The sequence below is a fragment of the Blastococcus sp. TML/C7B genome (assembly GCF_016612845.1).
Lineage (GTDB): Bacteria > Actinomycetota > Actinomycetes > Mycobacteriales > Geodermatophilaceae > Blastococcus.
The window spans coordinates 541,815-567,532 of sequence record NZ_JAEOAA010000001.1 but is presented as its reverse complement, the minus strand read 5'-3'; the positions used below and the strand labels follow the sequence as shown (position 1 = coordinate 567,532).

General features: G+C 77.0%; 31 protein-coding genes and 2 pseudogenes. 16 read left to right on the top strand and 17 right to left on the bottom strand.

The annotated features are described in order from the left end of the window. Positions 1-8: 8 nt before the first annotated feature. The 4 genes and pseudogenes from JKP76_RS02825 to JKP76_RS02815 form a co-directional block, all read right to left on the bottom strand. Entirely contained in the window at positions 9-329 is a 321-nt protein-coding gene (locus JKP76_RS02825; RefSeq protein WP_200489467.1) for a DUF202 domain-containing protein, read from the bottom strand. After that, on the bottom strand, positions 329-688 hold the full coding sequence (locus JKP76_RS02820) for a DUF202 domain-containing protein (RefSeq protein ID WP_200489466.1): 360 nt from the start codon (positions 686-688) through the stop codon (positions 329-331). The genes JKP76_RS02825 and JKP76_RS02820 overlap by 1 nt, the downstream gene beginning before the upstream one ends. 125 nt (positions 689-813) lie before the next feature. Continuing rightward, a pseudogene (locus JKP76_RS23810) lies at positions 814-984 on the bottom strand (alkyl sulfatase dimerization domain-containing protein); the annotation flags it as partial. Positions 985-1,075: 91 nt separating this feature from the next. Then, positions 1,076-1,990: pseudogene (locus JKP76_RS02815) on the bottom strand (MBL fold metallo-hydrolase); the annotation flags it as partial. A gap of 75 nt (positions 1,991-2,065) precedes the next feature. On the opposite strand from JKP76_RS02815, the gene JKP76_RS02810 reads away from it, so the two are divergent. The 4 genes from JKP76_RS02810 (at position 2,066) to JKP76_RS02795 (ending at position 5,854) form a co-directional block, all read left to right on the top strand. After that, positions 2,066-3,199 (top strand): CdaR family transcriptional regulator, encoded by a 1,134-nt coding sequence (locus tag JKP76_RS02810; RefSeq protein WP_200489464.1) that lies wholly within the window; start codon positions 2,066-2,068, stop codon positions 3,197-3,199. A gap of 75 nt (positions 3,200-3,274) precedes the next feature. Beyond that, a complete protein-coding gene (gene ygiD / locus JKP76_RS02805) occupies positions 3,275-4,126 on the top strand; it encodes a 4,5-DOPA dioxygenase extradiol (protein WP_200489463.1) in 852 nt (283 codons plus the stop codon). Between the two features lie 218 nt (positions 4,127-4,344). Continuing rightward, on the top strand, positions 4,345-5,235 hold the full coding sequence (locus JKP76_RS02800) for a hypothetical protein (protein ID WP_200489462.1): 891 nt from the start codon (positions 4,345-4,347) through the stop codon (positions 5,233-5,235). Continuing rightward, positions 5,213-5,854 carry a class F sortase gene (locus tag JKP76_RS02795; protein WP_200489461.1) on the top strand — a complete coding sequence of 214 codons (642 nt, stop codon included), beginning with the start codon at positions 5,213-5,215 and terminating at the stop codon, positions 5,852-5,854. The genes JKP76_RS02800 and JKP76_RS02795 overlap by 23 nt, the downstream gene beginning before the upstream one ends. Before the next feature lie 5 nt (positions 5,855-5,859). Here the strand turns inward: JKP76_RS02795 and cobA are convergent, their stop codons facing one another. Both cobA and cobT read right to left on the bottom strand, forming a co-directional pair. Beyond that, complete coding sequence (cobA, locus tag JKP76_RS02790; protein WP_200489460.1) at positions 5,860-7,098, bottom strand: uroporphyrinogen-III C-methyltransferase; 1,239 nt, start codon at positions 7,096-7,098, stop codon at positions 5,860-5,862. Further along, positions 7,098-8,141, bottom strand: coding sequence for a nicotinate-nucleotide--dimethylbenzimidazole phosphoribosyltransferase (cobT, locus tag JKP76_RS02785; protein WP_309232949.1), 1,044 nt, complete (start codon positions 8,139-8,141; stop codon positions 7,098-7,100). Before cobT ends, cobA begins: the two co-directional genes overlap by 1 nt. Before the next feature lie 208 nt (positions 8,142-8,349). Here cobT and JKP76_RS02780 point away from each other — a divergent pair, with 208 nt between their 5' ends. Further along, on the top strand, positions 8,350-8,565 hold the full coding sequence (locus JKP76_RS02780; protein ID WP_309229414.1) for a hypothetical protein: 216 nt from the start codon (positions 8,350-8,352) through the stop codon (positions 8,563-8,565). 7 nt (positions 8,566-8,572) lie between these two features. Here JKP76_RS02780 and JKP76_RS02775 read toward each other — a convergent pair whose 3' ends face one another. Further along, positions 8,573-8,956 carry a type II toxin-antitoxin system PemK/MazF family toxin gene (locus JKP76_RS02775; protein WP_309229415.1) on the bottom strand — a complete coding sequence of 128 codons (384 nt, stop codon included), beginning with the start codon at positions 8,954-8,956 and terminating at the stop codon, positions 8,573-8,575. A 331-nt stretch (positions 8,957-9,287) separates the two neighbouring features. Between JKP76_RS02775 and JKP76_RS02770 the strand changes: the two genes are divergently transcribed. Further along, positions 9,288-9,485, top strand: a complete 198-nt coding sequence (locus JKP76_RS02770) for a hypothetical protein (protein WP_200489458.1) — start codon at positions 9,288-9,290, stop codon at positions 9,483-9,485. Between the two features lie 3 nt (positions 9,486-9,488). Here the strand turns inward: JKP76_RS02770 and JKP76_RS02765 are convergent, their stop codons facing one another. The 3 genes from JKP76_RS02765 to JKP76_RS02755 are packed head-to-tail and all read right to left on the bottom strand — an operon-like array spanning position 9,489 to position 11,300. After that, the gene (locus JKP76_RS02765) at positions 9,489-9,914 is read right to left on the bottom strand and encodes a VOC family protein (protein WP_200489457.1); all 426 of its coding nucleotides are present in this window, start codon (positions 9,912-9,914) and stop codon (positions 9,489-9,491) included. Between the two features lie 37 nt (positions 9,915-9,951). Next, complete coding sequence (locus JKP76_RS02760) at positions 9,952-10,587, bottom strand: MSMEG_1061 family FMN-dependent PPOX-type flavoprotein (RefSeq protein ID WP_200489456.1); 636 nt, start codon at positions 10,585-10,587, stop codon at positions 9,952-9,954. A 44-nt stretch (positions 10,588-10,631) separates the two neighbouring features. Further along, on the bottom strand, positions 10,632-11,300 hold the full coding sequence (locus tag JKP76_RS02755; protein WP_200489455.1) for a 1-acyl-sn-glycerol-3-phosphate acyltransferase: 669 nt from the start codon (positions 11,298-11,300) through the stop codon (positions 10,632-10,634). Between the two features lie 158 nt (positions 11,301-11,458). Here JKP76_RS02755 and def point away from each other — a divergent pair, with 158 nt between their 5' ends. The 3 genes from def to JKP76_RS02740 all read left to right on the top strand — a co-directional run bounded on the left by def (position 11,459) and on the right by JKP76_RS02740 (position 13,269). Continuing rightward, complete coding sequence (gene def / locus JKP76_RS02750) at positions 11,459-12,016, top strand: peptide deformylase (RefSeq protein WP_200489454.1); 558 nt, start codon at positions 11,459-11,461, stop codon at positions 12,014-12,016. 85 nt (positions 12,017-12,101) lie between these two features. After that, a complete protein-coding gene (locus JKP76_RS02745; RefSeq protein ID WP_200489453.1) occupies positions 12,102-12,605 on the top strand; it encodes an FBP domain-containing protein in 504 nt (167 codons plus the stop codon). A 37-nt stretch (positions 12,606-12,642) separates the two neighbouring features. Continuing rightward, positions 12,643-13,269: a flavodoxin family protein gene (locus tag JKP76_RS02740; RefSeq protein ID WP_200489452.1), complete on the top strand. Its 627-nt coding sequence runs from the start codon at positions 12,643-12,645 to the stop codon at positions 13,267-13,269. On the opposite strand, the gene JKP76_RS02735 is transcribed toward JKP76_RS02740, so the two are convergent. After that, positions 13,254-14,519: an MFS transporter gene (locus JKP76_RS02735; RefSeq protein ID WP_200489451.1), complete on the bottom strand. Its 1,266-nt coding sequence runs from the start codon at positions 14,517-14,519 to the stop codon at positions 13,254-13,256. The two genes, JKP76_RS02740 and JKP76_RS02735, sit on opposite strands and share 16 nt — an antisense overlap. A 62-nt stretch (positions 14,520-14,581) precedes the next feature. Here JKP76_RS02735 and JKP76_RS02730 point away from each other — a divergent pair, with 62 nt between their 5' ends. Further along, positions 14,582-15,763 carry a glucose-1-phosphate adenylyltransferase family protein gene (locus JKP76_RS02730; protein WP_200489450.1) on the top strand — a complete coding sequence of 394 codons (1,182 nt, stop codon included), beginning with the start codon at positions 14,582-14,584 and terminating at the stop codon, positions 15,761-15,763. 1 nt (position 15,764) lies between these two features. Here JKP76_RS02730 and JKP76_RS02725 read toward each other — a convergent pair whose 3' ends face one another. Next, on the bottom strand, positions 15,765-16,481 hold the full coding sequence (locus JKP76_RS02725) for a DUF4383 domain-containing protein (protein WP_200489449.1): 717 nt from the start codon (positions 16,479-16,481) through the stop codon (positions 15,765-15,767). Positions 16,482-16,630: 149 nt separating this feature from the next. Between JKP76_RS02725 and JKP76_RS02720 the strand changes: the two genes are divergently transcribed. Continuing rightward, entirely contained in the window at positions 16,631-16,963 is a 333-nt protein-coding gene (locus tag JKP76_RS02720) for a tetratricopeptide repeat protein (RefSeq protein WP_309229416.1), read from the top strand. 393 nt (positions 16,964-17,356) lie between these two features. Here the strand turns inward: JKP76_RS02720 and JKP76_RS02715 are convergent, their stop codons facing one another. Both JKP76_RS02715 and JKP76_RS02710 read right to left on the bottom strand, forming a co-directional pair. After that, entirely contained in the window at positions 17,357-18,118 is a 762-nt protein-coding gene (locus JKP76_RS02715; RefSeq protein WP_200489448.1) for an adenosylcobinamide-GDP ribazoletransferase, read from the bottom strand. 103 nt (positions 18,119-18,221) lie between these two features. Then, positions 18,222-18,773 (bottom strand): histidine phosphatase family protein, encoded by a 552-nt coding sequence (locus tag JKP76_RS02710; RefSeq protein ID WP_200489447.1) that lies wholly within the window; start codon positions 18,771-18,773, stop codon positions 18,222-18,224. A 145-nt stretch (positions 18,774-18,918) separates the two neighbouring features. Here JKP76_RS02710 and JKP76_RS02705 point away from each other — a divergent pair, with 145 nt between their 5' ends. Continuing rightward, positions 18,919-19,707 (top strand): oxidoreductase, encoded by a 789-nt coding sequence (locus tag JKP76_RS02705; protein ID WP_200489446.1) that lies wholly within the window; start codon positions 18,919-18,921, stop codon positions 19,705-19,707. A gap of 14 nt (positions 19,708-19,721) precedes the next feature. On the opposite strand, the gene JKP76_RS02700 is transcribed toward JKP76_RS02705, so the two are convergent. Next, positions 19,722-19,994 carry a hypothetical protein gene (locus JKP76_RS02700; RefSeq protein ID WP_200489445.1) on the bottom strand — a complete coding sequence of 91 codons (273 nt, stop codon included), beginning with the start codon at positions 19,992-19,994 and terminating at the stop codon, positions 19,722-19,724. A 57-nt stretch (positions 19,995-20,051) separates the two neighbouring features. Continuing rightward, entirely contained in the window at positions 20,052-20,897 is an 846-nt protein-coding gene (locus tag JKP76_RS02695) for an HAD family phosphatase (protein WP_200489444.1), read from the bottom strand. A 127-nt stretch (positions 20,898-21,024) separates the two neighbouring features. On the opposite strand from JKP76_RS02695, the gene ssd reads away from it, so the two are divergent. Genes ssd through JKP76_RS02675 form a run of 3 tightly spaced genes read left to right on the top strand, consistent with a single transcriptional unit; the run spans position 21,025 to position 24,777 of the window. Continuing rightward, positions 21,025-22,110, top strand: a complete 1,086-nt coding sequence (gene ssd / locus JKP76_RS02690; RefSeq protein WP_309229418.1) for a septum site-determining protein Ssd — start codon at positions 21,025-21,027, stop codon at positions 22,108-22,110. After that, positions 22,107-24,020, top strand: a complete 1,914-nt coding sequence (locus tag JKP76_RS20160; RefSeq protein ID WP_309232817.1) for a TadA family conjugal transfer-associated ATPase — start codon at positions 22,107-22,109, stop codon at positions 24,018-24,020. Before ssd ends, JKP76_RS20160 begins: the two co-directional genes overlap by 4 nt. 13 nt (positions 24,021-24,033) lie before the next feature. Continuing rightward, positions 24,034-24,777: a type II secretion system F family protein gene (locus tag JKP76_RS02675; RefSeq protein WP_309229419.1), complete on the top strand. Its 744-nt coding sequence runs from the start codon at positions 24,034-24,036 to the stop codon at positions 24,775-24,777. A 3-nt stretch (positions 24,778-24,780) separates the two neighbouring features. Here JKP76_RS02675 and JKP76_RS02670 read toward each other — a convergent pair whose 3' ends face one another. Beyond that, on the bottom strand, positions 24,781-25,209 hold the full coding sequence (locus tag JKP76_RS02670; protein WP_200489441.1) for a cupin domain-containing protein: 429 nt from the start codon (positions 25,207-25,209) through the stop codon (positions 24,781-24,783). Positions 25,210-25,419: 210 nt separating this feature from the next. Here JKP76_RS02670 and JKP76_RS22045 point away from each other — a divergent pair, with 210 nt between their 5' ends. Further along, positions 25,420-25,680, top strand: a complete 261-nt coding sequence (locus JKP76_RS22045) for a DUF4244 domain-containing protein (protein WP_309229420.1) — start codon at positions 25,420-25,422, stop codon at positions 25,678-25,680. The last annotated feature ends 38 nt before the right edge of the window (positions 25,681-25,718 follow it).

Sequence of the window (25,718 nt, the reverse complement as noted above, 5' to 3'; positions counted from 1 at the left end):
CACCGGCGTCAGGGGCCGAGGACGACGGTGGACAGCGCCATCACGCCCACGAGCAGGATCAGCGCGGTCACGACCGCGAACAGCCGGGCGTCGGGCAGCACCTCGTCGCGCCGCAGCCGGTCCTCCGCGGTGCGGTGCCGCAGCGCCGCACGGGCGCCGATGACCGCCACGAGCGCCGTGGCGACCGCCGCGAGGGTGATCGCGGTGGCCGGGGAGCGGTCGAGCAGCAACCGGCCGATCAGCAGCGCGGCGCCGTACCCGGAGAGCACGGTCCGCCGCCAGGCCAGGGTCGTCCGCTCGAGCTGCAGGCCGGGATCCCAGGGAGGCATCAGAGGAGCAGGACGAGGACCAGGCCGAGGGCGATCACCGCGACGCCCCCGGCCAGGACGGTCCCGACCCCCAGGCCGGGCAGCGGCTCCTGCCGGCGCATGGCCCGTTCGTTGGCCATCCAGCGGACGAAGGCGGTCCCGCTGGCGGCCATCCCGAGCACGATGAGGGCGACGGCGAGCGGCCGGTAGCCGTCCGCGTCGCCGTCGGCCTGCTCGGCGAGGACGTCGACGGCCACGCCGGCCACCACGAGCGCCAGCGCCGTCCGCAGCCAGGCGAGGAAGGTGCGCTCGTTGGCGAAGGTGAACCGCGGGTCGGGCTCGACGCCCTCCCGGTAGACGCGGCGGGGCCAGCGCGTCACTGGTCCCGCGGGCCGGCGAGCAGCCGGGCCGAGGGCCCCGCCTGCTGCCCGGCCCCGCCGGTGACCTTACGGGACTCGGCGGCGGCCCAGGTGAAGATGCCGCGCGCCATCAGCGACTCCTCGGCCTTCGCCCGCGCCTCGTACACCTCGGCGCGAGCGGCGTGCGCCGTCGCGTCGGCGGCGTCGGCCTGCACGGCGAGCTCGGCGAAGTGCGCGGCCAGGCGCAGCTCCCCGGCGTCGGCGTAGCGGCGGGCGACGTCGGCCAGTGCGGTGGAGCCGCCGGCGAGCTCGGCCACCGCGGCGGCGAGCTGGGCGTCGGGGGCCGGCCTTGAGGTTGGCCGGGTTGCCGTCGTACCAGCCGGCGTAGCGCCGCCAGAGGTTGCGCACGATGAACTCGGGCTCGTCGTACCGGGCGCGCAGGTAGGGCCGGTCGGCCAGGTGCGCGGGGGCCCGGACGGCGTGCACCAGTTCGTCGAGCCGGGCACCGGCGTTCATCCCGTCCAGCGTCTGCTCGACCAGGCTCTCCAGCCACTCGGCGGTCTCGGTGAGCGCCTGGCGGATCCGGTCGGCACCGAAGACCGGGGCCCCGTGCGAGGGCAGCATGGTCTCCGCGCCCAGGGCCGCCATCCGGCGCATGGCGATCGCCCACTCGCGCGGGTAGCGCTGCACCTTCTGCGGGTTGCCGCAGTTCGGCGTCACCCAGATGAACATGTCGCCGGGGCAGAGGATCTTCTGCTCGGGCAGCCAGGCGACGGTGGCGTCGTCGGTCTCGCCCTGGACGTGGAACAGCTCCATCGTCAGGCCGCCGCGGGTCAGCGTCATGGCGTCCCGGTAGGTGACGTCAGGACGGCGGTACTCGGTGGGCCAGGTCAGGTTGGGGGCCTGGAACTGGCGCTGGTTGATGACGGCGTTGTAGCCGTTGGTGAGGACGTAGCGGTCGAAGCGCGCGCCGATGAGCTCCTGGGCGACGACGGTGGGCCGCGGGCCGGGCTCGGCGTCGAACGGCCCGACGCCGAAGACGTGGTCGATGTGCCCGTGGGAGAAGACGACGGTGCTGACCGGGTCGGGGCTCCAGGTGCGGATCGCGGTGTGCAGCGCGGCCGCGCCCATCGGGTTGCCGCTGTCGAACAGCAGCACCTCGCCGCCGGCCTTGAAGGTGATGACGTTGCCGAAGCCGGGGTGGAACCCGACGCCGTCGGCGACGTCGAGGACGCCGCTGCCGGCCGATCCGCTCTGGGCGATGTTGTCGTCCGCCGCCCCGTTCCAGACGTCGTCGGCGTAGTCGATGAGGGAGCGCGTCATGCCGTCCACCGTGGCGGCTGCGCGCGGGGCGGGCAAGGAGCGGGCGCGCCAGGTCGACGCCGCTATCGTTGTGAGATGTCACAGCCCGACGTGCCGGAGCAGGCCGCCGCGCTGGCGGCGCGGCTCGTCCCGCGGGTGCCGGAGCTGGCCCGGCGGGTCGTCGAACGGATCCGCGCCGAGGTGCCGGGGTTCGACCGGCTGCCCGGCGAGATCCAGGACGTCGAGGTCGCCGGCACCGCGCGCGCGTCGATCCGGGCGTTCCTCCGGCACGCGCAGGGGCTGCCCGGCGCCGGCTCCGCGCTGTCCCGGGAACGGGCCGTGCAGCGGGCGGAGGAGGGCATCCCGCTCGCGGCGCTGGTGCAGACCTACCACGTCGGTGCCGAGGTGGTCGTCGACGCGCTCGCGGCCGAGTCCCGGCCGGACGAGGCGGCCGCCGTGCTGCACCTGGTCCGCGAGCAGCTGCGCGCGGTGGGCTCGGCGGTCACCCGGGTGACCGAGGCGTACCTGGCCGGCGGGGCCGACCAGCACGTCGCCGTCCGCGAGCTGACCTGGGCCCTGCTGCGCGGCGAGCGGCCGGAGGACGTCGCCGCGCGCTACGGCCTGCCGCTGGAGAGCGGCTACCTCGTGCTCCGGGTGCGCGCGCCCGGGGACGGCGACCCGCGGGTCGCGCTGCGGTGGGTGCTGGCCCGCACCGCGGCCCGGGCGGAGGGCCGGGCGCTGAGCCTGCGCGACGACCTCGGCGGGCACGTGCTCCTGCCCCCGTCGTTCCCCCTCGCGGACCTGGTGCGGGCGGCGGCGCCGGGGGAGGGGGTCCCGGTCGTGGGGGTGGCGCCGGCCGCGACGCCGGCGGACGTCCCGGCGGCCGCCCGGCGGGCCGGTCGCATCGCGGCGGTGGCCGGGACGCCCGGCCTGCACCGGCTCGCCGACGTGCTGCTCGACTACCACCTGGCGCAGCCCGGCGACGGTGCCGCCGAGGTGGCCGCGGTGCTCGACCCGCTGGTCGCGCACCCCGACCTGCTGCCCACGCTGACCGCATGGCTCGGCGCCGACCTGGACCGCCGCGGCACGGCGCGGGCCCTGGGCGTGCACGCGAACACCGTCGACAACCGGCTGGAGCGGATCGCCGAGCTCACCGGCGTGGATCCCCGGTCGGCGCGCGGCATCCAGCTGTTCGGCGCGGCGCTCGCGCTGCGCCGGGCGCCGGCCTGACCGCGGCCGGAGGCCTCGCGGCCGGGTGCCGACCGGGTGCATGATCGCACCCGGCGTCGACCGGGGAGAAGTCGCATGACGGTGCTGCCCGCCGCGTTCTTCGGGCACGGCAATCCGATGAACGCGCTGGAGAGGAACCGCTACACCGACGCCTGGCGGGCCTTCGGCCGCTCCGTGCCACGCCCGCGGGCGATCCTGGTCGTCTCCGCCCACTGGTACATCCAGGCCACTGCCGTGACCGCCATGCCGCGGCCGCGCACGATCCACGACTTCTACGGCTTCCCGCGGGAGCTGTTCGACGTCCGGTACGAGCCGCCGGGGCTGCCCGATCTCCACGACGAGATCGCCGACGTCGTGCACCCCACCTGGGTCGGCGCCGACGTCGACAGCTGGGGGATCGACCACGGCACCTGGTCGGTGCTGCTGCACGCCTTCCCGGACGCCGACATCCCGGTCGTCCAGCTGTCGATCAACGCGCTCAAGTCCTTCGACTACCACCTGCAGCTCGGGGCGGCGCTGGCGCCGCTGCGCCGCCGCGGCGTGCTGGTGATCGGCAGCGGCAACGTCGTGCACAACCTGGGCGGGGTCAGCCGGGCCATGCCCGACGCCGGGTTCGACTGGGCCCAGCGCTTCGACGAGCGGGCCAAGGAGCAGATGCTCACCGCGCCGACCGACGTCGCGCGGCTCGACGGGCACCGCGACTTCGACCTCGCCGTCCCGACGCCGGACCACTTCCTCCCGCTGCTCTACCTCGCCGGTTTGGCCGGCGCGACCGGCGACGCGGCGGAGGTGCTGGTCGACGGCTACGCCTACGGCTCGCTGTCGATGACCGCCTACACGGTCGGCATGGCGCCGCCGGAGACCACCGGCTCGGGCGTCGCCGCCGCGCTGCCGCAGGACCCGCCGACCGACGGCGCCAACATCTAGCCGCAGGTCAGCGGCCTGCGGCGAGAAGAGTGGGAACGGTCCGTCCCGTTCTGGTCGCGGATCGTGACGGCACACGCGCGTCACAGGTAAAAGTCCCGGCGCCGGCTGGCAGGTATCCAGGCGTCTCCGGACAGTGAGGGCGCTCACCAACTTGTCGTTACCGGGGGTCACACTTGTCTCTGCGCCGTTCCTCCTCTCCGTCCGGGCGACGTGCCCTCGTGGCCGCCGGCCTCGCCGCCGCCCTGGTCGCCGTCCCCGGGACCGCCGCCGCGGCCGATCCCGACCCGGTGGCGGAGGTGACGGGCTTCCTCGACCAGCTGGCCGGGGGAGCGCCGTCGGCGCAGAGCGTCCCCGGCCTGCCGGAGTTCGCGGTGCCCCCGGAGATCCGCGACGCCTTCCAGCAGCTGGCCGACGCCGCGATGCTGCCGGAGAACTGCGTGGACGGCGTCGCTGACGCCCTCGAGCTGATCCTGAACGGCCTGGTCGCGCTCCCGCTCGAGCTGGCCGACGTCCTGGCCGACCTGCTCGCCCTCCTGGGCGGCGGCGGGTTGCCCACGCCCGGCGACCTCACCGTGCTGGAGGACCTGCTCGACGAGCTGCTCGGCGGCCTGACCGGTGGGCTGGGTGGCGGTGTCCCCGCCCCCCTGGCGGCCGGTGGCACGACCGAGGAGGAGGGGACGGCGCCCGCGGCGACCACCACCACCGCGCCGGCGACGGCATCCGAGGAGGAAGCGCCCGAGGAGGGAGCGCCCGCCGAGGAGTCGCCCGAGCTGCCCACCCTGGTCGACGGCCTGCTGGCGCTCGGCGAGGCGCTGGCCGGCTGCCTCCCGGCCCTGCCCGCCCCGGGCGACACCGGCACCCCGCAGCCCGCTGCGCCGGTCGCGAGCCCGACCCAGCAGCCGCCGGCGGCGACCCCGGCCCCCGTGGCCGCGGCGCCCACCGCGCAGCCGGTGGCCTACCTCGGCTACGCGCCGACCGGCGCCGACGCGCCGCGGGCCGACGACACGTCGGTGCCGCTGACCGCCGTCGCCGGGGGGCTGGTCCTCCTGGCCGGGGCGGGCGCGGCCGGATACGGGATGCGGGGCCGTGCGGTTCGCTCGCGCGGCTGACCTGCGCGCCGCCGGCGCCTTCCTGGTGGTGCTGGCGGCCGGTCTCGGGATGCTGCTGCTCGTCGCCGGGCGGCCGGGTGCGGACGACGCTCCGCAGCCGGCCCCCGCGGCGGCGGCTCCCGGGGAGGTGCTGGCGACCGGGCCCATCCAGCCCGCGGCGCTGAGCATCCCGGCGATCGGCGTGGACAGCCCCGTGGAGTCGCGCGGGACGGTCCGCTACGAGAACCCGTTCACCGGGCAGCCGGTCGACGGGTACGGCGTCCCGGAGTCGATGCGGACGACCTCGTGGTGGTCCGACGGGCCGCTGCCGGGCTCCGGGCAGATGGCGGTCATCCTCGGCCACCAGCAGGCCGGTGGCGGAGCGGTGTTCGACCGGCTGCACACGCTGGCCCCCGGCGACGAGGTCACCCTGCGGGACGGCGCCGGCGCGGTGCTGCGGCTGCAGGTCCTGGGCGAGCCGGTGACCGGGCTGGACAAGGCGACGTCCGCGCTGTCCGACACGCTCAACGCCCACCCGGCCGGCGCCGACGTCGCGCTGGTGACCTGCGGCGGCGAGTTCGTCGAGGACGCCGGCGCGAGCACGGACAACACGGTGGTCTTCGCGACCGTCGTCCGCTGAGCGGGTCAGCCGCCGGCCGCGTCGTCCCCGGGGGCCAGTGAGACCACCGGCCCGACCACCCACACCGAGGGCGGCCGGATGTCGGCGGTCGCGAGGGTCCCGGGCAGCCCGCCCAGCGTGGTGCGCACCGTGCGCTGCGTGGGCGTCGAGCCGTCGCTGACGATCGCGACCGGGGTCGACGGGTCGCGGCCGTGCTCGACCAGCGCGGCCGCGATCGCCGGCGCGGTGTCGACGCCCATGAGCACGACGACGGTGCCGCGCAGCCGGGCGATGGCCGGCCACTCGACCAGCGAGTTCGGGTGGCCCGGGGGCAGGTGGCCGGAGACGACCACGAACTCGTGGGTCAGCCCGCGGTGGGTGACCGGGATCCCGGCCAGCGCGGGCACGGAGATCGCGCTGGTGACGCCGGGGACCACCTCGACCGGCACCCCGGCCGCCAGGCACGCCTCGACCTCCTCCATGCCGCGGCCGAAGACGAACGGGTCGCCGCCCTTGAGCCGCACGACCCGCTTGCCGGCCAGCGCCCTGTCCACCAGCAGCTCGTTGATCTGCTCCTGCGCCATCGACCGGCCCCGCGGCAGCTTCGAGGCGTCGATGACCTCGACGTCCGGGGGCAGGGAGGCGAGCAGCGACAGCGGCGCCAGGTGGTCGGCGACGACGACGTCGGCCTGCGCCACCGCCTGCCGCCCGCGGACGGTGATCAGCGCCGGGTCGCCGGGGCCGCCGCCCACCAGCACGACCCCGCCCGCGCGGCCGGCGGCGACCGGGCGGGAGGTGCGGTCGGCGATCGTGCCGTCGGTCAGCCCGGTGAGGACGGCGTCCCGCACCGCGACGGCCCGCTGCGGGTCCCCGCCGCCGTGGACGCCGACGACGAGGTCGCCGTGCCGCCCGGTGGCCGGCGTCCAGACGCTGGAGGCGGTCCGGTCGTCGGCGCGGGCGCAGAAGATCCGCGCGCTCTCGGCCTCGGCGGCGACGGCCGCGTTCACCTCCGCGTCGTCGGTCGCGGCCACCGCGTACCAGGCGCCGGCGAGGTCGCCGGGTGCGTAGGGCCGGCGCACCCAGGTGAGCGAGCCGGGGGCGACGAGCGCCTCGATGGCCGGGGTGACCTCCGGGCTGACCACCGTCACCCGGGCCTGGGCCTCGAGCAGCCCGGCGACCCGCCGGTGCGCCACCTGCCCGCCGCCCACGACGACGACGGCCCGGTCCCGCAGGCGCAGGCCGACCGGGTAGACGGGGGAGACCATCAGGCCTTCTCGGTGACGCCGGCGGAGTCGAAGGTGGCGACGTCCCGCAGCGCGCGGGCGGCGCTGGTCACCAGCGGGAGCGCCAGCAGCGCGCCGGTGCCCTCGCCGAGGCGCAGGTCCAGACCCAGCAGCGGCCGGAGGCCCAGCGCCTCCAGGGCGACCGCGTGGCCCGGCTCGACCGAGCTGTGCCCGGCCAGCGCGAACTCCACCGCGGTGGGGCACAGCGCCGCGGCCACCAGGGCCGCGGACCCCGCGATCGCGCCGTCGAGGAGCACCGGCACCCGCGTGGCGGCGGCACCGAGCACGAACCCGGCCAGGCCGGCGTGCTCCAGACCGCCGAGCTCGGCGAGGACGGCGAGCGCGGCCTCGGGCGTCGTCGGCCGCGAGGGGATGCGGGCCACCGCACGGCTCACGACCTCGACCTTGCGGGCCAGCGTCGGGTCGTCGATGCCGGTGCCGCGGCCGGTCGCCGCGGCCGGGGTGGCGCCGGTGAACGCGCAGATGAGCGCCGCCGAGGCGGTGGTGTTGGTGATCCCCATGTCGCCGGTGACCAGGCAGCCGCTGCGCGCGGCCAGCGTCGTCGCCACCTCGATGCCCGCCTCGACGGCCCGGCGCGCCTCGTCGACGGTCATCGCCGGGCCGAGGGCGAGGTCGGCGGTGCCGGGGCGGACCTTCCGGTCGAGCAGCGACGGCGCGGGCTCCAGCGGGACGGCGACGCCGACGTCGACCACGAGGACCTCCGCGCCGAGGCCCGCGGCGAAGGCGTTCACCACGGCGCCGCCGGCGACGAAGTTCGCCACCATCTGCGCGGTGACCTCCTGCGGCCAGGGCGTCACGCCCTGGGCGTGCACCCCGTGGTCGCCGGCGAAGACCGCGACGGCGGCGGGCTCGGGCAGCGGCGCCGGGCAGGTGCCCGCGATGCCGGCCAGCTGCGCGGCCACGTCCTCCAGGACGCCGAGCGAGCCCGGCGGCTTGGTCATGCGGTCGAGCCGCTCGCGGGCGGCCCGCTCGGCGGCCGCGTCCCGCGGGGTGACCGCGGCGATGGTGTCGCCCAGCAGCGTGCCGGCGAAGGGCGTCGGGTCGGTGTTCAGCGGAACTCCTCGGCAGGGGCTTGTGGGTCAAGGATCGCAGCGCGGACGCCGCCCCCGGACCGCGGGGCGCGCCTACCCTTGCTGGTCGCGGAACGAGCGAGGGAGCGCTGACCTGTCCGAGGACGCTGGAACCGGGGCCGAACCGGCCGACGACGACGCCGTGCTGCTGTACGTCGGCGGCCCGCTGGACGGCCGCGTGGAGATCCGCAAGGCCTGCCACGGCGATCCGCTGCCCACGGTCACGCACGTGCACCTGCACGGCGGCCCCAAGGTCGTGCACCGCTACGACCTGCAGACCCTCGCCGACGGCGCCGGCGTCTACACCGTGCGGCCGCGTACGCAGCGCCCCGTGCCGGACGACGCCGTCCCCGACTGAGTCGGGCTCACCAGCCCTGGACGCGCCGGGCCTCGGCGACGACGCGGTCGAAGCGGGCGCGGTCCAGCGCGGCGCCCTCGCGCCGCACATCGCCGGGCGCCAGCTCCAGCAGCCGGTCCAGGCGCACCTCGCTGGGGCGGCGGCGGGCGTCCCACGAGCCGGTGCCGATGTCGGTCCAGATCCGGCCGTGGCGGGCCTCGTCGGCGGCGTCGCGGTCGTGGTCCTGGCTGCTGAGCATGAGGCCGAGCAGCATCGGGCCGCGCCGCCCGATGACCAGCACCGGCCGGTCCTTGCCGCGCCCGTCGTCCTCGTCGTAGGGGACCCACGCCCAGACGATCTCGCCCGGGTCCGCCGCGTCGTCGGCGTGCGGCCGGTACTCGACGTCCGGCACCGCTGGCCTGGGCGGCGGCGCGGTCCGGCCTGCTCCGGCCGGGCGGGACGGGCCTGCTCCGGCCGGGCGGGACGGGCCTGCTCCGGCCGGGTGGGACGGGCGGAGGAGCCCCAGGATCGACCGGGCCGCTCTCCGGAGCCCGCGCTCTGCTGCCATGCCCGGCACGCTACGGCCGCGGCTCCCGGGCGGCGCCCCCTGTGTCCCGTGTGACACATGGAAATCATCTGGTGACGGAGTGGTTAGGGAACACGATCGGTGGGAAACACTCGCCGCACGGGGTCGGCCGGAGCACGCGCGTTCGTGGCTCGCCCCCGGGAGATGAGGGGTTCCCATGACGTCGGCAGAGCCGGTCCCCCCGGCCGGTCCCCGGACCGGTGAGGTGCAGGCGAGCGTCCTGGCCGCCCTCCAGCTGGTCGAGGACGCGCGCTACCGGGACAGCCGCCGCAGGCGCAAGCTGCAGCGGGCCCGCGTGCTCGCCGAGCGCGCCGTCGCCGACCGCCGGCTCGCCCGGGACCAGACCGAGGACTGACCCTCAGGTCACGCAGAACTCGTTGCCCTGCGGATCGGCCAGCGTCGCCCATGCGATCGGCCCCTGCGCCCCCCGCCAGAGCTCGGTCGCCCCGAGCCCGACCAGCCGGGTGATCTCGGCCTCCCGCTGCTCCGGCCCGACGCGGACGTCGAGGTGCAGCCGGTTCTTGACCGTCTTGGCCTCGGAGACCCGTTGGAACAGCACCCGCGGCCGGCCCGGGTCGGGCGAGGTGATGGCTGCGCCCACGGCCCACACCAGCGCACCGCGGTGCCGCATCGTGTCCGCCTCGGTCGCGGCCCCGGCCTGCACCATGCGGGTGATGAACGCCTCGTCCTGCGGTTCCACCTGCCAGCCCAGCGCCTCGGCCCACCAGTCGGCGAGCTCGTGCGGTGCGGTGGAGTCGACGACGACCTGCACATCGAATGCCATGCCGGGACGCTAGGGCAGCCCACCGACAGAACGGGCGCTACAGCTCCTGGCGCAGGTCGGCCCAGATGGTGGCGTCGTCGGGCAGGTCCGCCTCGAGCGCGCAGTGGTCCTTGATGACCCGGCCGAACGGGGTCAGCGTCGCCGGGGCCACCCGCTGCTCGGGGTCCCACAACCCCGAGCGCATGACCGACTTCGGGCACTGGAAGAAGGCCCGGCGGACCGTCATGACCAGCACCGACAGGGGCGCGCGGCCGAACTCGGTGAGGTCGACGTCGAGCTCCTCGGGGCGCAGCAGCGCCGTCGTCCCGTAGACGCGCAGCGTCTGGTCCACGCCGGGGACGAAGAACATCAGCGCCGCCCGCGGGTTGACCGCGAGGTTCTTCAGGCTGTCCACCCGGTTGTTCCCGGGGCGGTCGGGCAGCGCCAGCCGGTGCTCGTCGAGCACGTGCACGAACCCGCGGTCGCCACCGCGCGGGGAGATCTCCGGCCAGCCCTCGGGATCGGCGGTGGCGAGCGTGGCGAAGGGGGAGTGCGCGATGAACTCGCGGCAGTGCGGGTCGAGGTGGTCGATCACCTTGTCCAGCACGAGCCCGCCCGGCGCGCGGTAGCCCTCGAGGACCTCGCGGTCGGCGGGCGCTGCGGGCGGGGGGACCGGGGCGGGAACGGGAGCCACGAGACGACGGTAACCGGCGGGTGCGTCACCCCCTGGCGGTCCGTTCAGGCGGCGGGTCCCGTCGGCGCGCCCCAGCCGTCCTTCTCCTGGCCGGAGAGGGCGGCGATCTGCTCCATGATCAGGTCGGTGACCTCGCGCCGGGCCTTCCCCTTGCCGGCCAGCCCCCGGTGCTCCGGGAAGGTGAGCGGCGCCCCGAAGGTGACCGACACCCGCCGCGGGCGCGGCCAGCGGGCGCCGATCGGCTGCACCCGGTCCGTGCCGTGCACGGCGATGGGGACGACGGGGCAGTCGGCGGTCAGGGCGAGCCAGGCGACCCCGGTCTTGCCGCGGGCCAGCCGGCCGTCGCGCGAGCGGGTGCCCTCCGGGTAGAGGCCGAACGCCTCACCCCGGTGCAGCAGGCCGAGTGCGGTGTCCAGCGCGGCCTGGGCGGCGCGGTGGGTCTCCCGCTCGACGGGGTGCGCGCCGAGCGCGGTGAACAGGACGCGGGTGAACCAGCCGGAGATCCCGGTGCCGGTGAAGTACTCGGCCTTGGCCAGCAGGGCGACCCGGCGGGGGGCCACGGTCGGGATCACGATGCTGTCGATGAAGGACAGGTGGTTGCTGGCCAGGATGACCGGGCCGGTGCGCGGCACGTTCTCCCGGCCGGTCACGCGCGGCCGGAGCAGGACCCACAGCAGCGGGCGGATGACGAAGCGGGCGACGACGTAGAACACCGGGTGCTCCCTCCTCGGCCCGCCCCCGGCCGGCGGCGGGGGACCGTCGGCTCGTACGGCGTCCGCATCCTCCCCGACGGCCCCGGGCGCCCCGCGCAGGCTCCCCGCGGCCGGAGCGCGGGGGTGCTCCGGTCCGGGCGGTCAATAGAGTCGGCGTCATGCGTCTGCCCGGCCGTTACGACGGCGTCGCCCGGCCCATCGTCACCTACGGCACCGACCCCGTGCTGCACCGCTCCTGCGCGCCGGTGACCGCCTTCGACCGGGACCTGCGGCACCTGGTGCTCGACATGTTCGCCTCGATGGAGGCCGCGGACGGCGTGGGCCTGGCCGCCAACCAGATCGGTGTGGACGCCCGCATCTTCGTCATCGACTGCCCCGACGCCGTCGGTGACGACGTCGTCGGGTACGTGGTGAACCCGGTGCTGACGATCCTCGACCCGCAGGAGGGCGAGCCGGCCGAGGAGGTCACCGAGGAGGGCTGCCTGTCGGTGCCCGGCCCCTATGCCGAGCTGCCGCGCGCCTTCCGCGCCCGCGTCGACGGCGTCGACGTGCACGGCGACCCGGTGCGGATCGAGGCCACCGGCATGGCCGCCCGGTGCCTCCAGCACGAGGTCGACCACCTCGACGGCACGGTGTACGTGGACCGGCTGCCCGAGGCGGACCGGGAACGGCTGCTCGCCGAGGCCGCCGGCCCGAACGGGGACCTGCCCGCCTGACGGGCCCTCCCGGGCCGGAAAACCGGGTGAGGGAACTGCCGTCGTCCCGCACGATGAGCGTTCCCACCAGCCGAGGAGATCGATCGTGCACGCCCTCACCGAGCAGCAGGTCCGCCGCTCGTTCGTCAACTGCTCCCAGGGCGAGGCCAGGGGCCTGGCCCTGCCGAAGGACTTCGCGGAGCTCGACTGGGGCGCCCTCGAGCTGCTCGGCTGGCGGGACCCGAAGGCGCCGCTGCGCGGCTACCTCGTCGTCGAGACCGGGGACGCCTCCGGGGTCCGGCCGGTCGGCATCGCGGTGCGCGCCGCGGAGTCCCGGATGTCGGCGCGGACCACGGCCATGTGCCTGCTCTGCCAGACGGCGCAGAGCGGGGACGCCGTCTCGCTGTTCACGGCGAAGCGGACCGGGGCGGCCGGGCGCAACGGCAACACGATCGGCACCTACATCTGCGCCGACCTGGGCTGCGCGGACCGCGTCCGCACGGAGATCCCGCCGTGGTTGCAGGAGCGCGACCCGGCCGAGGTGGTCGCCGAGCGCGCCGCCGAGCTGCGCGACCGGGTGCGGGGCTTCGTCGACGCCGTCCGCCGCTGAGGTGTGGGGCGGGGGCCTCCCGGGGCACCCGCCCCGCATGACCGACACCGCACCCACCCCGCCGCTGCGCGCCCTCGCCCTGGTGTGCAGCCTCAAGCCCTCGCCCGCACCGTCCAGCAGCGAGCTCCTCGCCCGCCAGGTCCTCGACCAGCTGGCACAGCACGGCGTCACCGGCGACGTCGTCCGGGTCGTGGACCACGACGTGAAGCCCGGCGTCGAGATCGACATGGGCGAGGGCGACGCCTGGCCGGCCATCCGCGAGCAGCTGATGGCCGCCGACATCCTGATCGTCTCGACGCCCACCTGGGTCGGGCACATGAGCAGCGTCGCGCAGCGGGTGCTCGAGCGCCTGGACGGCGAGCTGTCCGAGACCGACGACTCGGGTCGCCCGCTGGTCGCCGGGAAGGTGGCGGTCACCGCCGTCGTCGGCAACGAGGACGGCGCGCACAAGATCACCGCGGACCTGTTCCAGGGCCTGAACGACATCGGCTTCACCATCCCGTCGCAGGGCGGCACCTACTGGAACGACGTGGCGATGGGCAGCCGCGACTACCAGGACCTGGACGAGACGCCCGAGGCCGTCGCCTCCACGACCGCGACGCTGGCGGAGAACGCCGCGCACCTGGCCCGGGCGCTCACGGCGACGCCCTACCCGGGCAGCTGAGCCGGAGCCCGCAGCTCCGCGTCCGTGGCGGCCGGGCCGAGCGACCCGGCCGCCCGGCGGGCGCGCACGAGGGCGGTCACGGCCAGCAGCGCCAGGACGACGACGGTCGCGCCGTACACCTCCGTCGTCCCCGTCAGCCCGGCGTGCCCGGACGCGATGCCCGCGGCGATCGCCGGGAGGCTGAACGCCAGGTAGCCGACCACGAAGACGGCGGCCAGCAGCCCCGCGCGGTGCCCGGGAGCGACGCCGAGGGTGATGGTGGCGACGGCGCCGAGGAAGGCCGCGCCGAAGCCGAAGCCGGTGACGACGGCCGAGCCGAACAGCAGCGGCGCGGAGGTGAGGGCCAGCGACCCGAGGGTGCCGAGGACGCCGGCGGTGAAGACCAGCGCGCCGACGAGCATCGCGCGCTCGGGTGCCGCGGTGCGCAGCGCGAGCGACCCGAGGATGCCGGTGCCGTTGAGCGCCAGGATCAGCAGCGCACCCACGAGGTGGTTGTCGATGGCGAAGACGTCGGCGACCAGCGACGGGCCGAGCGAGGCGTACAGCCCGCCGAGCGCCCAGCAGGCCACGAGCAGCGGCAGCGCGGCGACGAAGGGTCGCCGGTTCGCCGGTGGCACGTGCACCCGCGGGCGCAGGGACGCCACGGCCCCGGGCAGGCGGGGTGAGCTCTCGGGCAGCAGCAGGGCGCCGAGGGCGGCCAGCACGAAGACGACGGCCAGCACCGCGAAGACCCAGGTGTCCGGGCTGGCCACGGACTGCACGAGGAGCCCGGCGCCCACCGCGCCCACGGACAGCCCCAGGCCGGGCGAGGCGCTGTTGATGAAGGCGCCCATCGGGCGGTCGGCGCGCTGCAGGTCCAGCAGCGAGGCGCCCAGCGTGCTGGTGAGCGCGCCCGTGGCCAGGCCCTGCACCACGCGCGCGGCCAGCAACCAGCCGACGCCGTCGGCAGCCAGGAAGAGCACCATGGCGACCGCCTCGAGCAGGAACGCCCCGATCAGCACCGGCCGGCGCCCGACGTGGTCGGACAGGCCACCCACGACCAGCAACGAGGCCAGCAGCGCGAACGCGTAGATGCCGAAGATCGTCGTCAGGACGCCGGGGCCGAAGCCGAACTCGTCCTGGTAGACGCGGTAGAGCGGCGAGGGCACGCCCGACGCGGCCAGCATGAGCACCAGGAGGACGGCGACCGACCAGAAGGCGGGGGCGCGGGGCAGGCGTCGGGACGGGGGCACGACAGAGAGCAAGCGCATCGCCCGGGTGCTGATTCCCCGGACGCGTGTCGGGACGGCGCGCGGCGGGGTAGGGGCGGCTCATGGCGCTTCCCCGCATCCTCGTCCTCGTCCTGGCCGGTGGAGCGGGTGGCCGGCTCGAGCTGCTCACCGACCGACGGGCCAAGCCCGCCGTCCCGTTCGCCGGGGTCTACCGGCTGGTCGACTTCCCGCTGAGCAACTGCCTGCACTCCGGGATCGCCGACGTCTGGGTGTCGATCCAGTTCCACCCGACCTCGATCTCGGAGCACCTGGCCAACGGCCGCCCGTGGGACCTCGACCGCACGACCGGCGGGCTGCTGACCCTGCCGCCGTTCCAGGGCACCGACCGCGGCGGGTGGCACACCGGCACCGCCGACTCGCTGTGGCGCCAGGCCGAGCTGATCAGAGCCTTCGCGCCCGACGCGCTGGTCGTGGTCAGCTCCGACGCGGTCTACAAGCTGGACTACCGCGAGGTCGCCGAGGCCCACCTCGGCTCGGGCGCCGAGGTGACGATGGTGACCACCGAGGTGGCTCCCGACGACGCCTCGCGCTACGGCATCGTCGAGGTGGGCGAGGGCGGCCGGGTGACCGGCTACGCCTACAAGCCCGACGAGCCGGCGACGACGACGGCCACCAACGAGGTGTTCGTCTTCTCGCCCGGCCCGACCCTGGACCGGCTCGAGGCGCTGGCCCGGGACGCGGGCGAGGACGGGCTGGACGACCTCGGCTCGCAGCTGCTGCCCGCGCAGACCGCCGACGGCCTGGCCCGGGCGGTGCCGCTGGACGGCTACTGGCGCGACGTCGGCACCGTCCCCGCCTACTGGGAGGCGCACCGGGACTTCATCCGCGAGGAGCCACCGCTGGACCTCGACGACCCGTCCTGGGCGATCCGCACCCGTGGCGGCCGGCACAGCGCAGCGCGCCTGCTGCGCGGCGCGGTGGTCGAGGAGAGCCTGATCTCCGGCGGCACCCGCGTCGCGGGCGAGGTGCGCGGATCGGTGCTGTCCCCGGGGGTCGTCGTGGAGCGCGGCGCCGTCGTCGTCGACTCGGTGCTGCTGCCCGGGGTCCGCGTGCGGGCCGGCGCGCGGGTCACCCGGGCGGTGCTGGACGACGGCGTCGAGATCGGCCCGTCGGCCGAGGTCGGGGGTGAGGGGGACATCGCGCTGGTCGGCCGGCGGGCGGCGGTGCCGGCCGGCACCCGGCTCGCCGCCGGCGCCCGCCACCCCGAGCCGGACGAGGACTGAGTCAGCCGAACTGCATCCACACCCGACGCCGGTCGCCCCGGGTGTGCACCTGCGCCATGGCCTCGACCCGGCGGCGCTGGTCGTCGGTGGCCCGGTGCTCGACCACGGCGATCTCGGCCTCGCGCATGGCGCGCTCGGCGGCGAACTCGGCCGGCGTCGAGGGGTAGGACTCCGGTCCGTCGGCGTCGTCGCTCCCCGGGCGCGGCCGGGCGTAGGGGCTGTCCGGCGGGAGGTTCCCGCTGACCCGGCCGTAGGCGCCCAGGAGCAGCAGGACCAGCCCGGTGATCTCGGCGAAGAAGACGTTCTCGATCTCGAAGGCGAGCAGGTTGGCCTCGGTGCGGAGCACCGCCAGGCTCGCCAGGCCGGAGACCAGGAAGAGGACGCCGACGACCATCATCAGCGTCGAGGCCGTCCGCGGGCTGCGCATCGCGGCGAGGACCAGGACGGCGGCGGTGACGACGGAGACCGTCGACAGCAGGCCGTTGGACGACAGGCCCAGGATCGGCTCGCCGTCGGTCGAGAAGAAGTCCAGGCCGCCGGCGAAGCCGAGCACGCCGAAGACCAGGATCACGGCGGCGACGACGAGTGCGCCGGTCCGCTGGACGGCGAAGACGCGGGGGTCGTAGCTGCGGCCGTGCGCGTCCGTGGCACGGGCCGTGGCGCGGGCCGGGTCGGGGCGGTCCGTCGTCCGGGGGGTGGGGCGGTGGCGAAGCTGCATGGCGAGCTCCTCGGGAGGGGGAGGGATGCCCCGTGTCTTCAGCCGCTCCCCGCGCCCTGGATGCGGCTTCCCGGCGTGTCGCGCGGGGTGACTGCGAAGCACCAGGTCGGCCGGGGAAGCCGCGGCCCCCCGCGGGCGTTGGAGGTGCCGTGGACCAGCAGCCGTTCGAGATCGACCTGCACTCGGAGTTCCTGCGCGCGGACCTGTTCCTGTCCATGGGTCGGCCCGACGAGGCGGCGCGCATCCTGCAGCCCGTCGTCGACGCCGCACCCGAGAACGAGGCGGCGCTCGAGGCGCTGGCGCGGGCCTACTTCGGCTCCGCCCAGCTGGCCAGGGCCGAGGCCGCGCTCACCCGGCTGGTCGCGCTCGCGCCGGCGCACGGCTGGGCCCGCCGGGCCCTGGCCCGCACGCTGGAGCGGCAGAGCCGGCACGCCGAGGCGGTGCCGCACCACCGGATGGCCGACGCCCTCGGCGCCGGCTGACCCCCCGGCACGGATGGTTGGTCCGTGCTCCTCCACCGCCCGTCACGCCACGCCGGGGGCGCTGCGACGGGACGGATCGGGTCCCGCCGGGCGGGGCACCCACCTGCCCATGAGCATCCTCGGACGACTGATGGGAACGGCTGAAGGCGCCGCGCGTGGAGCGGTCCGCGGCGGACGCACGACCGCACGACCCGCGCGGGGGACCGGCCGCGGGGCCGCCCGCGGAGCGGTCGGCGGGCGCGGCGCGCTCGGCGGCGGCATGCGGCGCGGCCGGGCCGCTCCGGCGGCTACCGGCGGGCTCGGCTCGCTCGTCGGCGGACTGCTGCGCCGGCGCTGAGGTCCCGGCGCTGAGGTCCCGGCGCTGAGTTTTCGGCCGAACCCCAGAGGGCGGAGCTACCAGAGGGCGGCGGCGACCAGCAGGGTCGCCGCCGTCGCCACCTCGGCGGTGGCGCCCATGACGTCGCCGGTCGTGCCGCCGAGCCGGCGCACCGCCCGGCGGTGCAGCACCTCGGCGGCCGCGGCGCCGGCCACGAGCGAGCCGAGCAGCACGGCGGCCTGCCCCGGCCCGAACAGCGCGGCCGCGACCCCCGCGGCGAGCAGCACGGTGGCGGCGGCCGCGCCGGCGAACCAGGCGCGCGAGACGGTGCCGGCGACCGTGCGGCCGAGCGAGGACCCCTCCGCGACCGGGATGCCCGGTAGCCCGCTGCGCGCCATCACCAGCCGGGCGCCCACGACCGCGGCCCAGAGCACCAGCCAGCCGCCGTCGCGCGGGAGCAGCGCGGCGAGGCAGGCGATCTGCAGCAGCAGGGTCAGCACCAGCGTGACCACGCCGAACGGCCCGACGTCGCTCTGGTGCATCACCTGCAGCGCGCGCTCCCGGCCACGCAGCGGGCCCAGCCCGTCCGCGGTGTCGGCCAGCCCGTCCAGGTGCAGGCCCCGGGTGAGCAGCGCGAGCGCGGCGACCGCCAGCACCGCGCCGGTCAGCGGCGACACGACGCGTGCACCGCCGTCCCCGGCCGCGGCCGCGACGCCACCCAGCAGCAGCCCCACCAGCGGGGCCCACGGCAGCACGCCGCGGGTGGAGCGCGCCCCGGACGCCGGGACGGGGAGGGCGGTGAGCAGCGCGACCGACTCCCAGGGGCCGGTCGTCCTCATCGGGACCGGCGCCCCGCCCCGGCCGCGGGCACGTGCCAGGTCGCGGATGCGGGCCGGCTCGCGGGTGTTGCGGGTGCCGCGGGTGCCGTGGGTGCTGCGGGCGTCACGGGCAGAACTCCACCCGGGTGACGCTGCCGTTGTGCGGCGTGACCGCGGGCATCGCGTCCGGCCCCAGGTCGGCGACGACCGCCTGGATCGCCCGGATCGTGTCCCCGTGGGTGACCAGCGCCATCACGTCCGCGGGCGGCTCGGCGCACAGGTCCTTGAGGTAGGCGGCGACCCGGCCGTGCAGCTCGGCCAGGCTCTCCCCGCCCTCGGCCGACCACTGCGCGTCGGACCAGTCGACGACGTCCCACAGCTCCCGGGACGGGCGGCCCTCGAGCACGCCGTAACCCTGCTCGCGCAGCGACGGCGTCGTGACGACCGGCAGGCCGGTCGCGCGGGAGCAGGCCTCCGCGGTCTGCACCGCCCGCAGCAGGTCGCTGCTGATGAGCGCGCCGGGGGAGAGGGTCGCCAGCTCGGCCGCGGCCTCCTCGGCCTGGCTGCGGCCCAGCGCGGTCAGGGGCACGTGCGGCGTCTGACCCTGCATGAGACCCGCGGCGTTCCACTCGCTCTGCCCGTGGCGGACGAGCAGGAGGGTCAGCGGGCGGGCCATGGTGGGAGGGAGCGTAGCCAGGTGGGCGACGATCCGCGGACCGCGCCTCGTACCGTCGTCCTGGCGGCCCACCAGCGAGGCCGCGACGCACCGGCACAGCAGCAGCGCCGATCGGCCCCGCCGACGCGCGCAGCGAGGAGATCACGTGAGCATCCCCGTCCGTCCCGGCGCCGGCCGTCCCGCGGCCCGGCCGGGTGCCCCGGACCCGCTGGCGCCGCTGCTGGAGCTGCCCGGCGTCCGCGTCGCTGCCGACGCCGCCCGCGCTGGCGTGGACCGGTTGCTCAGCCACAAGGTGCTGCGCCGCGAGTCGGCCGGGGTGAGCACCGAGTCCGCGCTGCGCGGCGCCCGCGCCTCGGCCGCGCTCGAGGGGGTCGACGTGCCCCTGGCCGAGCTGCGCGCCGGCGCCGTCGAGGACCCCGTCGTGCAGGGCGCGCTCCGGGTGTCCGCGGGCCTGGGCGGCATGCTCGAGACCTGGCCCAAGGCGCCCGGTCAGGTGCTCGCCCGCCTGCACGTGCTCGCCGCGAGCGACCGGGTGGACCCGGCCGAGCTGGGCCGGCCCGCAGCGCACGCGGGGCCGCGGCTGTCCGGGCTGTTCTCGCTGGTCACGGCGACGACGTCGGTCCCCGCGGTGCTCGTCGCCGCGCTGGTGCACGGCGAGATCGCGGCGCTGGCGCCGTTCGGGGTGGCCGACGGGCTGGTGGCCCGCGCGGCCGGCCGGCTCACCGGCGTCGCCCGCGGGCTGGACCCCAAGGCGGTCTCGGTGCCGGAGGTCGGCTTCGTCGAGCTGGGCGCGGACGCCTACGCCGAGGCGCTGGCCGGCTACGCCTCCGGCGATCCCGCGGGCGTGGCGCGCTGGCTGGTGCACTGCTGCCAGGCCACCGAGCACGGCGCCCTGGAGGGCCTGGCGATCTGCGAGAGCCTGCTCCGCGGCTGACCGCGGCCCGGCGCTCAGCGCCGGGCGAGGACCAGGCCGGTGACCGCGACGGCGGTCGCCGCGACGGCGCAGCCGGCCGCGGCGGGCACCCACGCCCGGGTCGCGGCACCCCAGCCGAGGGCGGCGAGCAGCACGAGCCACGGCCCCGACAGCGACAGGAACAGGCCCAGCCGCGCGGCCGGCCCCCTGCGACGGCGGCGGGGCGCGGTGCGCACCGACTGCCCGAGCAGGGCCGCCGCCACGCACACGGCCAGGGCCGCGAGCCAGGCCAGGACCGCGGTGAGCACGTCCGCAGGATGGCCGACGCGGGAACGTCCCGGCCGGTGCCCCGCCGGGAGAGGGGGTCAGGCCCCGAAGCGCCGCCGGCGACCGGGCACGGGTCCCGACGCCTCCGGCAGGACCGCGCGGCCCGACCGGTGCCGGGCGTACCAGGCCAGCCCGACGACCGCGGCGCCGACGCCCATCGCCGCCGCGCCGGTGACCACCGGGGTGGTCGGCACGGAGAACCGGGCGCGCATGCTCACCGGCCGCTCGAACCGGAGCACCGGCCAGCCGTGCTGCAGCGCCGCTTTGCGCAGCCCGCGGTCGGGGTTGACCGCCGTGGGGTGCCCGACCGCGCTGAGCATGGGCAGGTCGGTGACGGAGTCGCTGTAGGCGTAGCAGTCGGCGAGGTCGTAGCCGCCCTCGGCGGCCACCTCGCGCATCGCGGCCGCCTTGTTCTCGGCGTAGGCGTAGTACTCGATCTCGCCGGTGTAGCGGCCGTCCTCGACGACCATCCGGGTGGCGACCACGCGGTCGGCGCCCAGCATCTCGCCGATCGGCGCCACCATCTCCGCCCCGCTGCTGGAGACGATGACGATCTCCCGCCCGGCAGCCCGGTGCTCCTCGATGAGGTCGGCCGCCTCGGCGTAGACCAGCGGGTCGACGATCTCGTGCAGCGTCTCGCGGACGATCTCGTGCACGGTCGCGGCGTCCCAGCCGGTGACCATGGCGGTCATCTGCGCGCGCAGCCGCTCCATCTGCTGGGCGTCGGCTCCGGCGAGGGAGAACACCAGCTGGGCGTAGGCGGTCTTGAGAACCGTCCGCCGGTTGATCAGCCCGCCCTGGAAGAACGGGCGGCCGAAGGCCAGGGTGCTGGACTTGGCGATGATCGTCTTGTCCAGATCGAAGAACGCCGCGGCGCGGGTCACGAGGCATGACGGTAGTGGTGCCACACGGCGCGGACAGATCGCGCGCGCCGTCCACACCCGAAGGAGTCATCCACAGTTCGGCCGCCGATCTGGCACAGTTCGCCCGCTCTCCGGTGGGCTCGGCGCCGTGCCTGCCGCTGCCTACCCACCCGATCCGTCCCCGCGGCCCCTGGTCGTCAGCCGGGACGACGACCTGCTCGACGACCTGCTGCGGGTGCTGGCCGCCGCCGGCACCGAGCCCGAGATCGCCGCCGGGGGCCCCGCGCTGCGGCGCGCACACCGAGAGGCCCCGCTGGTCCTGCTCGGCGCCGACGTGCTCGGCACGGCCGCCGTGCGCGGGCTGGGGCGGCGGCCGGGGGTCGTCGTGGTCGCCCGCGGTGAGCTGCCCGCCGCCGAGTGGGCCGCGGCGGTCGAGGTCGGCGCCGAGCGGGTCGCGACGCTGCCCGACGACGAGGGGTGGCTGCTGTCCCGCGCGGTCGCCGCGGTCCGGACGCCGGTCGACCGCGGCTGGCTCGTGGCCGTCGGCGGTGGCTGCGGGGGTGCGGGGGCGAGCACCGTCGCCGCGGCCCTGGCCGTGGCGGCCGCACCCGGCGTCCTCCTCGTGGACGCCGACGGCTGGGGCGCCGGGCTCGACCTGCTGCTCGGGGCCGAGCGGCTTGAGGGGCTGCGCTGGCCGGAGCTGACCGGCCTGCGGGGCCGGGTCTCCGGCGAGGCCCTGCGGGCCTGCCTGCCGGAGGTCGCCGGCGTGCACGTCCTCGCCGCGGCCCGGTCGGCCGGGCCCGCGCTGCCGGAGGAGGCGGTGCGGGCGGTCGTGGAGGCGGCCCGCGCCGAGGGCTCCCCGGTGGTCGTGGACCTGCCCCGCCCCGGGCCCGCTGGTGCCTGCGCGACGACGCACGCCGTGCTCGCCGAGGCCGACCTGGCACTGCTCGTCGTCCCGGCCCGGTTGCGCGCGGCCACCGCGGCCCGGGTGCTGGTCACGGGCCCGGGCTCGCCCTGGTCGGCGGCCCAGCTCGTGGTCCGGCCCGTCGCCGGCGGCCTGGCCCCCGCCGAGGTGGCCGATGTGGTGGGGCGGCCGGTGCTGGCCGAGCTGCCGCACGACCGCAGCGCCGTGCCGCGCGGCGAGCGGGGTGAGCCGCCGGCCGTCGCCCCCCGCACGCCGCTGGGTGGCGTCACCCGGCGGGTGCTCGCCCGGGTGCGGGAGGCCGCGGCGTGAGCGCCGCGCTGCTGGACCGGGTCCGGGCGCGGCTGGCGCTGGGGCCCGGGCTGCCGACCCAGGCCGAGGTGGCGGCGGTCGTCCGCGCCGAGAGCGGTGGCCTGCTCGGGGACGACGACGTGCTGCGGGCGGTGCGCGACGCCGTCGACGAGCTGGCCGGGGCCGGTCCGCTCGAGCCCCTGCTGCGCCTGCCGGACGTCACCGACGTGCTGGTCGCGGCACCCGACCGGGTGTGGATCGACCGCGGATCGGGTCTGGAGCTCACCGAGGTGCGCTTCCCGGACGACGCGGCCGTCCGCCGGCTCGCGGTCCGGCTGGCCGCGGCCGCCGGGCGGCGCCTGGACGACGCCGCGCCCTGGGTGGACGTCGGGCTGCCCGACGGCACCCGCCTGCACGCGGTGCTGGCACCGGTGGCCGGCAGCACCTGCCTGTCGCTGCGGGTGCTGCGCCGCTGCCACCGGAGCCTGGCCGACCTCGCGGCGCTCGGTGCGCTGCCCGGGGAGAGCCCGGCACTGCTGCGGGCGCTCGTGCGGTGGCGCCGGGCGTTCCTCGTGACCGGCGGGACCGGTTCGGGCAAGACGACGGTGCTCTCGGCCCTGCTCGGCGAGGTCGGTCCGGCCGAACGGGTGCTGACCTGCGAGGACGCGCCGGAGCTCGCGCCGGACCACCCGCACGTCGTCCGGCTGCTGACCCGCCCCCCCAACGTGGAGGGCGTCGGGCAGGTGACGCTGCGCGACCTGGTGCGGCAGGCGCTGCGGATGCGCCCGGACCGGCTGGTGGTCGGGGAGGTGCGCGGCGCCGAGGTCGGCGATCTGCTGGCCGCGCTGAACACCGGCCACGACGGAGGCTGCGGCACCCTGCACGCCAACCGGCCGGCGGAGGTTCCGGCGCGGCTGGAGGCGCTTCGGTGTGGCGGCGGGGTTGGACCGCGCGGCGGTGCACAGCCTCGCGGCCGCAGCGCTCCACGTCGTGGTCCACCTGGGGCGCACCCCGGAGGGCCGTCGGGTGGAGGAGCTGGGGGTGCTGTGGCGGGCCGGGGAGCGGGTGGTCGTGGAGCCCGGCTGGCGGGCCGACGGCGGCCCGTGCCCGGCGGCCGACCGGCTGCACGAGCTGCTGGACGGGACGGCCCGGAGATGAGCGCACTGCTGCTGGTCGCGGCAGCGCTGCTGCTGTGGCCCGGGCGGGGAGCCGGCGTCCGGCTGTCCCGCACCGGTCCGGGCGCGCGCCCGCGCGTCGCCTGGATGCCCGACCTCCCCGTCCTGCTGGTGGCCGCTCTGGCGGCCGCGGTCGCCGCGCTGGTCAGCACACCCCTGGTCGCGGCGCTCGCCGGCGCCGCCGCAGCCGCAGGCGTCCGCGCGCACGCCGCGCGCCGGGGCGATGCCCTCGCCGGCGCCAGCCTGCGCGGACTGGCCGACGGGCTCGGCGCGCTGGCCGCGGACCTGCGCAGCGGCCGGTCGATGGAGGAGGCCACCGCGGCCGCCGAGCACGCGACGGGGGACGCGGGCACCGGCCGGCTCCTCGCCCGCGCGGTCCGGGCGCCGGACGTCGCGTTCCCCGAGGTGCCGGGGGAGATGGGTGCCGCGCTGGGCCGGATCGCCGCCGGTACCCGGCTCAGCGCGCGGACCGGGTGCTCCCTGGCAGCCGTGGCCACCGCGGTCGAGGACGACCTGCGGGCGCGGTCCCGGCACCGGGAGGAGCTGCGTGCCGCCACGGCGGGTCCGCGGGCGAGCGCCGCGGTCCTGGCCGGCCTGCCGGTGCTCGGCCTGCTCATGGGCAGCGGGGTCGGCGCCGACCCGTGGCGGGTGCTGACGACCACCGGGACGGGGCAGGTGCTGCTGGTCGTCGGGGTGGCGCTCGAGGCGGCGGGGCTGGCCTGGTCGCGCCGGCTGGTCCAGCGGGCGCTGCGGTGACCCGCCGTCGGCCGTGACGACGGACCGTCCCTGGGCGGTGCTGCTGGTGCTCGCCGCCGCGCTGGCCCTGTGGCCCGCGGCCGGCGGTGCGGGGGCGGCCCGCTGGTCGGCGATCCGGCCCGCCGCTGCGTCGCCCGGTGCCGGACCCCCGCCGCCGGACGCCGCGCGCGAGCGGCTCCGGCGCCGGCTGCTCGCCGCGGCCGCCGGCTCCGCGGTGGCGCTCCTGCTCGGCGGGATCGTCGGGCTGGCCACCGGGGGCGTGCTCGCCGTCGTCGTCGACCGCCTGCTGCGCGGGCGGGAGGACGGATCTGCCCGGGACGGCGCGGCGCTGGTGCGCGACCTGCCCGCGGCCTGCGACCTGCTGGGCGTGTGCCTGGCCGCGGGGTTGCCCGTCGAGGGCGCGCTCGAGGCGGTGGGGACCGCCCTGGGTGGCCCGCTGGGCGGCGAGCTGCGCGCCGTGGCGGCCGTGGCCCGCCTGGGCGCCGACCCCCGCCGGGCGTGGGCCGACGCACCACCGGAGCTGGCGCCGCTGGCGCGGGTGCTCGTCCGGGCCGGGGAGTCCGGCGCCTCGGTGGCCGGTGCCCTGCGGACGCTGGCCGCGGAGACCCGGGCCGCTGCCCGGGCGGCGACGCAGGCCGCCGTCCAGCGGGCCGGCGTGTGGGTGCTCGCCCCGCTCGGTGCCTGCTTCCTTCCGGCCTTCGTCTGCCTGGGGGTCGCGCCGCTGGTGCTCGGCATCGCCGGCGACGTCCTCGGGTGAGGGTCAGGGGTGCGGTGCAAGCACGAAGACGTCGGAGAACTCGGAGACGACCTCCAGCACCGCGGTGAGGTCACCGGTGGCGCGCGCCTCGGCCATCCGCTGGTGGAACTCGCCCGTGCGCAGCGCCGGCCGGGTCTCCCAGCTGACGACGGCGCGCACCGCGCCGGGGTTGCGCATCCGGTGCACGCTCCCGGCCGGGACGTCGACGGTGTCCCCGGCCCGCAGGGTGGTCGCCGCGCCGTCCACCTCGCACCACATCTCGCCCTCCAGCACGGTGAATCGCTCGCTCTGCTGGGGGTGCAGGTGGGCCGGGGGCAGGTCGGAGCCGGGCCGGTAGGTGGCCAGCATCGCGTGCACCTGCCCGCCGCTGCCCTCGCCGGTGGTCGTGAACTCCAGCCGTACGTTGCCGTCGTCCAGCACGGTCGGTTCCATGGCGCGTCCTCGTGGTCGTCTCGGGGGAGTGCGGTCGCCGCGAAGGCTGCCCGCGGGCCCTTGGGCCGCACTGGTGCCGCGCTTGCGCCGCCGCGGATCCACAGCGGCACCGGCCCTCCACAGATGCGCCCGGGGCCTGGGCCGGAGCACCGGGACCGCCGAGGCTCGGTTCACGGCCCGAGCCGCGGGCCCCGACGCCAGGAGGCGACCGTGACCACCAGTTCCGCGACCGTGCCCGAGCCCGCGCCCGACGGGGGCCCGGCCCGTCCGCGCGGTCCCCGCGCAGCCCTCCGCCGCCGCCTCGCGCTGCTGGCCGCCGAGCCCGAGGCCGGCATGAGCACCGCGGAGTACGCGGTCGGGACGGTGGCGGCCTGCGCCTTCGCCGCGGTCCTGTTCCGGGTGGTCACCGGCGACTCGGTCGTCGACGGGCTGACCGACCTGGTCGACCGCGCGCTGGCCACGCTCGCCTGACGTGGGCTCCCTCCCGGGCGGCAGTCGCCGGCGGGCAG

Bases quoted from the DNA above. Each gene is read 5' to 3' on its own strand.
- JKP76_RS02825 (WP_200489467.1), bottom strand. From the start codon at position 329: ATGCCTCCCTGGGATCCCGGCCTGCAGCTCGAGCGGACGACCCTGGCC.
- JKP76_RS02810 (WP_200489464.1), top strand. From the start codon at position 2,066: ATGTCACAGCCCGACGTGCCGGAGCAGGCCGCCGCGCTGGCGGCGCGG.
- ygiD (WP_200489463.1), top strand. From the start codon at position 3,275: ATGACGGTGCTGCCCGCCGCGTTCTTCGGGCACGGCAATCCGATGAAC.
- cobA (WP_200489460.1), bottom strand. From the start codon at position 7,098: ATGGTCTCCCCCGTCTACCCGGTCGGCCTGCGCCTGCGGGACCGGGCC.
- JKP76_RS02770 (WP_200489458.1), top strand. From the start codon at position 9,288: ATGACGTCGGCAGAGCCGGTCCCCCCGGCCGGTCCCCGGACCGGTGAG.
- JKP76_RS02765 (WP_200489457.1), bottom strand. From the start codon at position 9,914: ATGGCATTCGATGTGCAGGTCGTCGTCGACTCCACCGCACCGCACGAG.
- def (WP_200489454.1), top strand. From the start codon at position 11,459: ATGCGTCTGCCCGGCCGTTACGACGGCGTCGCCCGGCCCATCGTCACC.
- JKP76_RS02740 (WP_200489452.1), top strand. From the start codon at position 12,643: ATGACCGACACCGCACCCACCCCGCCGCTGCGCGCCCTCGCCCTGGTG.
- JKP76_RS02735 (WP_200489451.1), bottom strand. From the start codon at position 14,519: ATGCGCTTGCTCTCTGTCGTGCCCCCGTCCCGACGCCTGCCCCGCGCC.
- JKP76_RS02730 (WP_200489450.1), top strand. From the start codon at position 14,582: ATGGCGCTTCCCCGCATCCTCGTCCTCGTCCTGGCCGGTGGAGCGGGT.
- JKP76_RS02725 (WP_200489449.1), bottom strand. From the start codon at position 16,481: ATGCAGCTTCGCCACCGCCCCACCCCCCGGACGACGGACCGCCCCGAC.
- JKP76_RS02715 (WP_200489448.1), bottom strand. From the start codon at position 18,118: ATGAGGACGACCGGCCCCTGGGAGTCGGTCGCGCTGCTCACCGCCCTC.
- JKP76_RS02710 (WP_200489447.1), bottom strand. From the start codon at position 18,773: ATGGCCCGCCCGCTGACCCTCCTGCTCGTCCGCCACGGGCAGAGCGAG.
- JKP76_RS02670 (WP_200489441.1), bottom strand. From the start codon at position 25,209: ATGGAACCGACCGTGCTGGACGACGGCAACGTACGGCTGGAGTTCACG.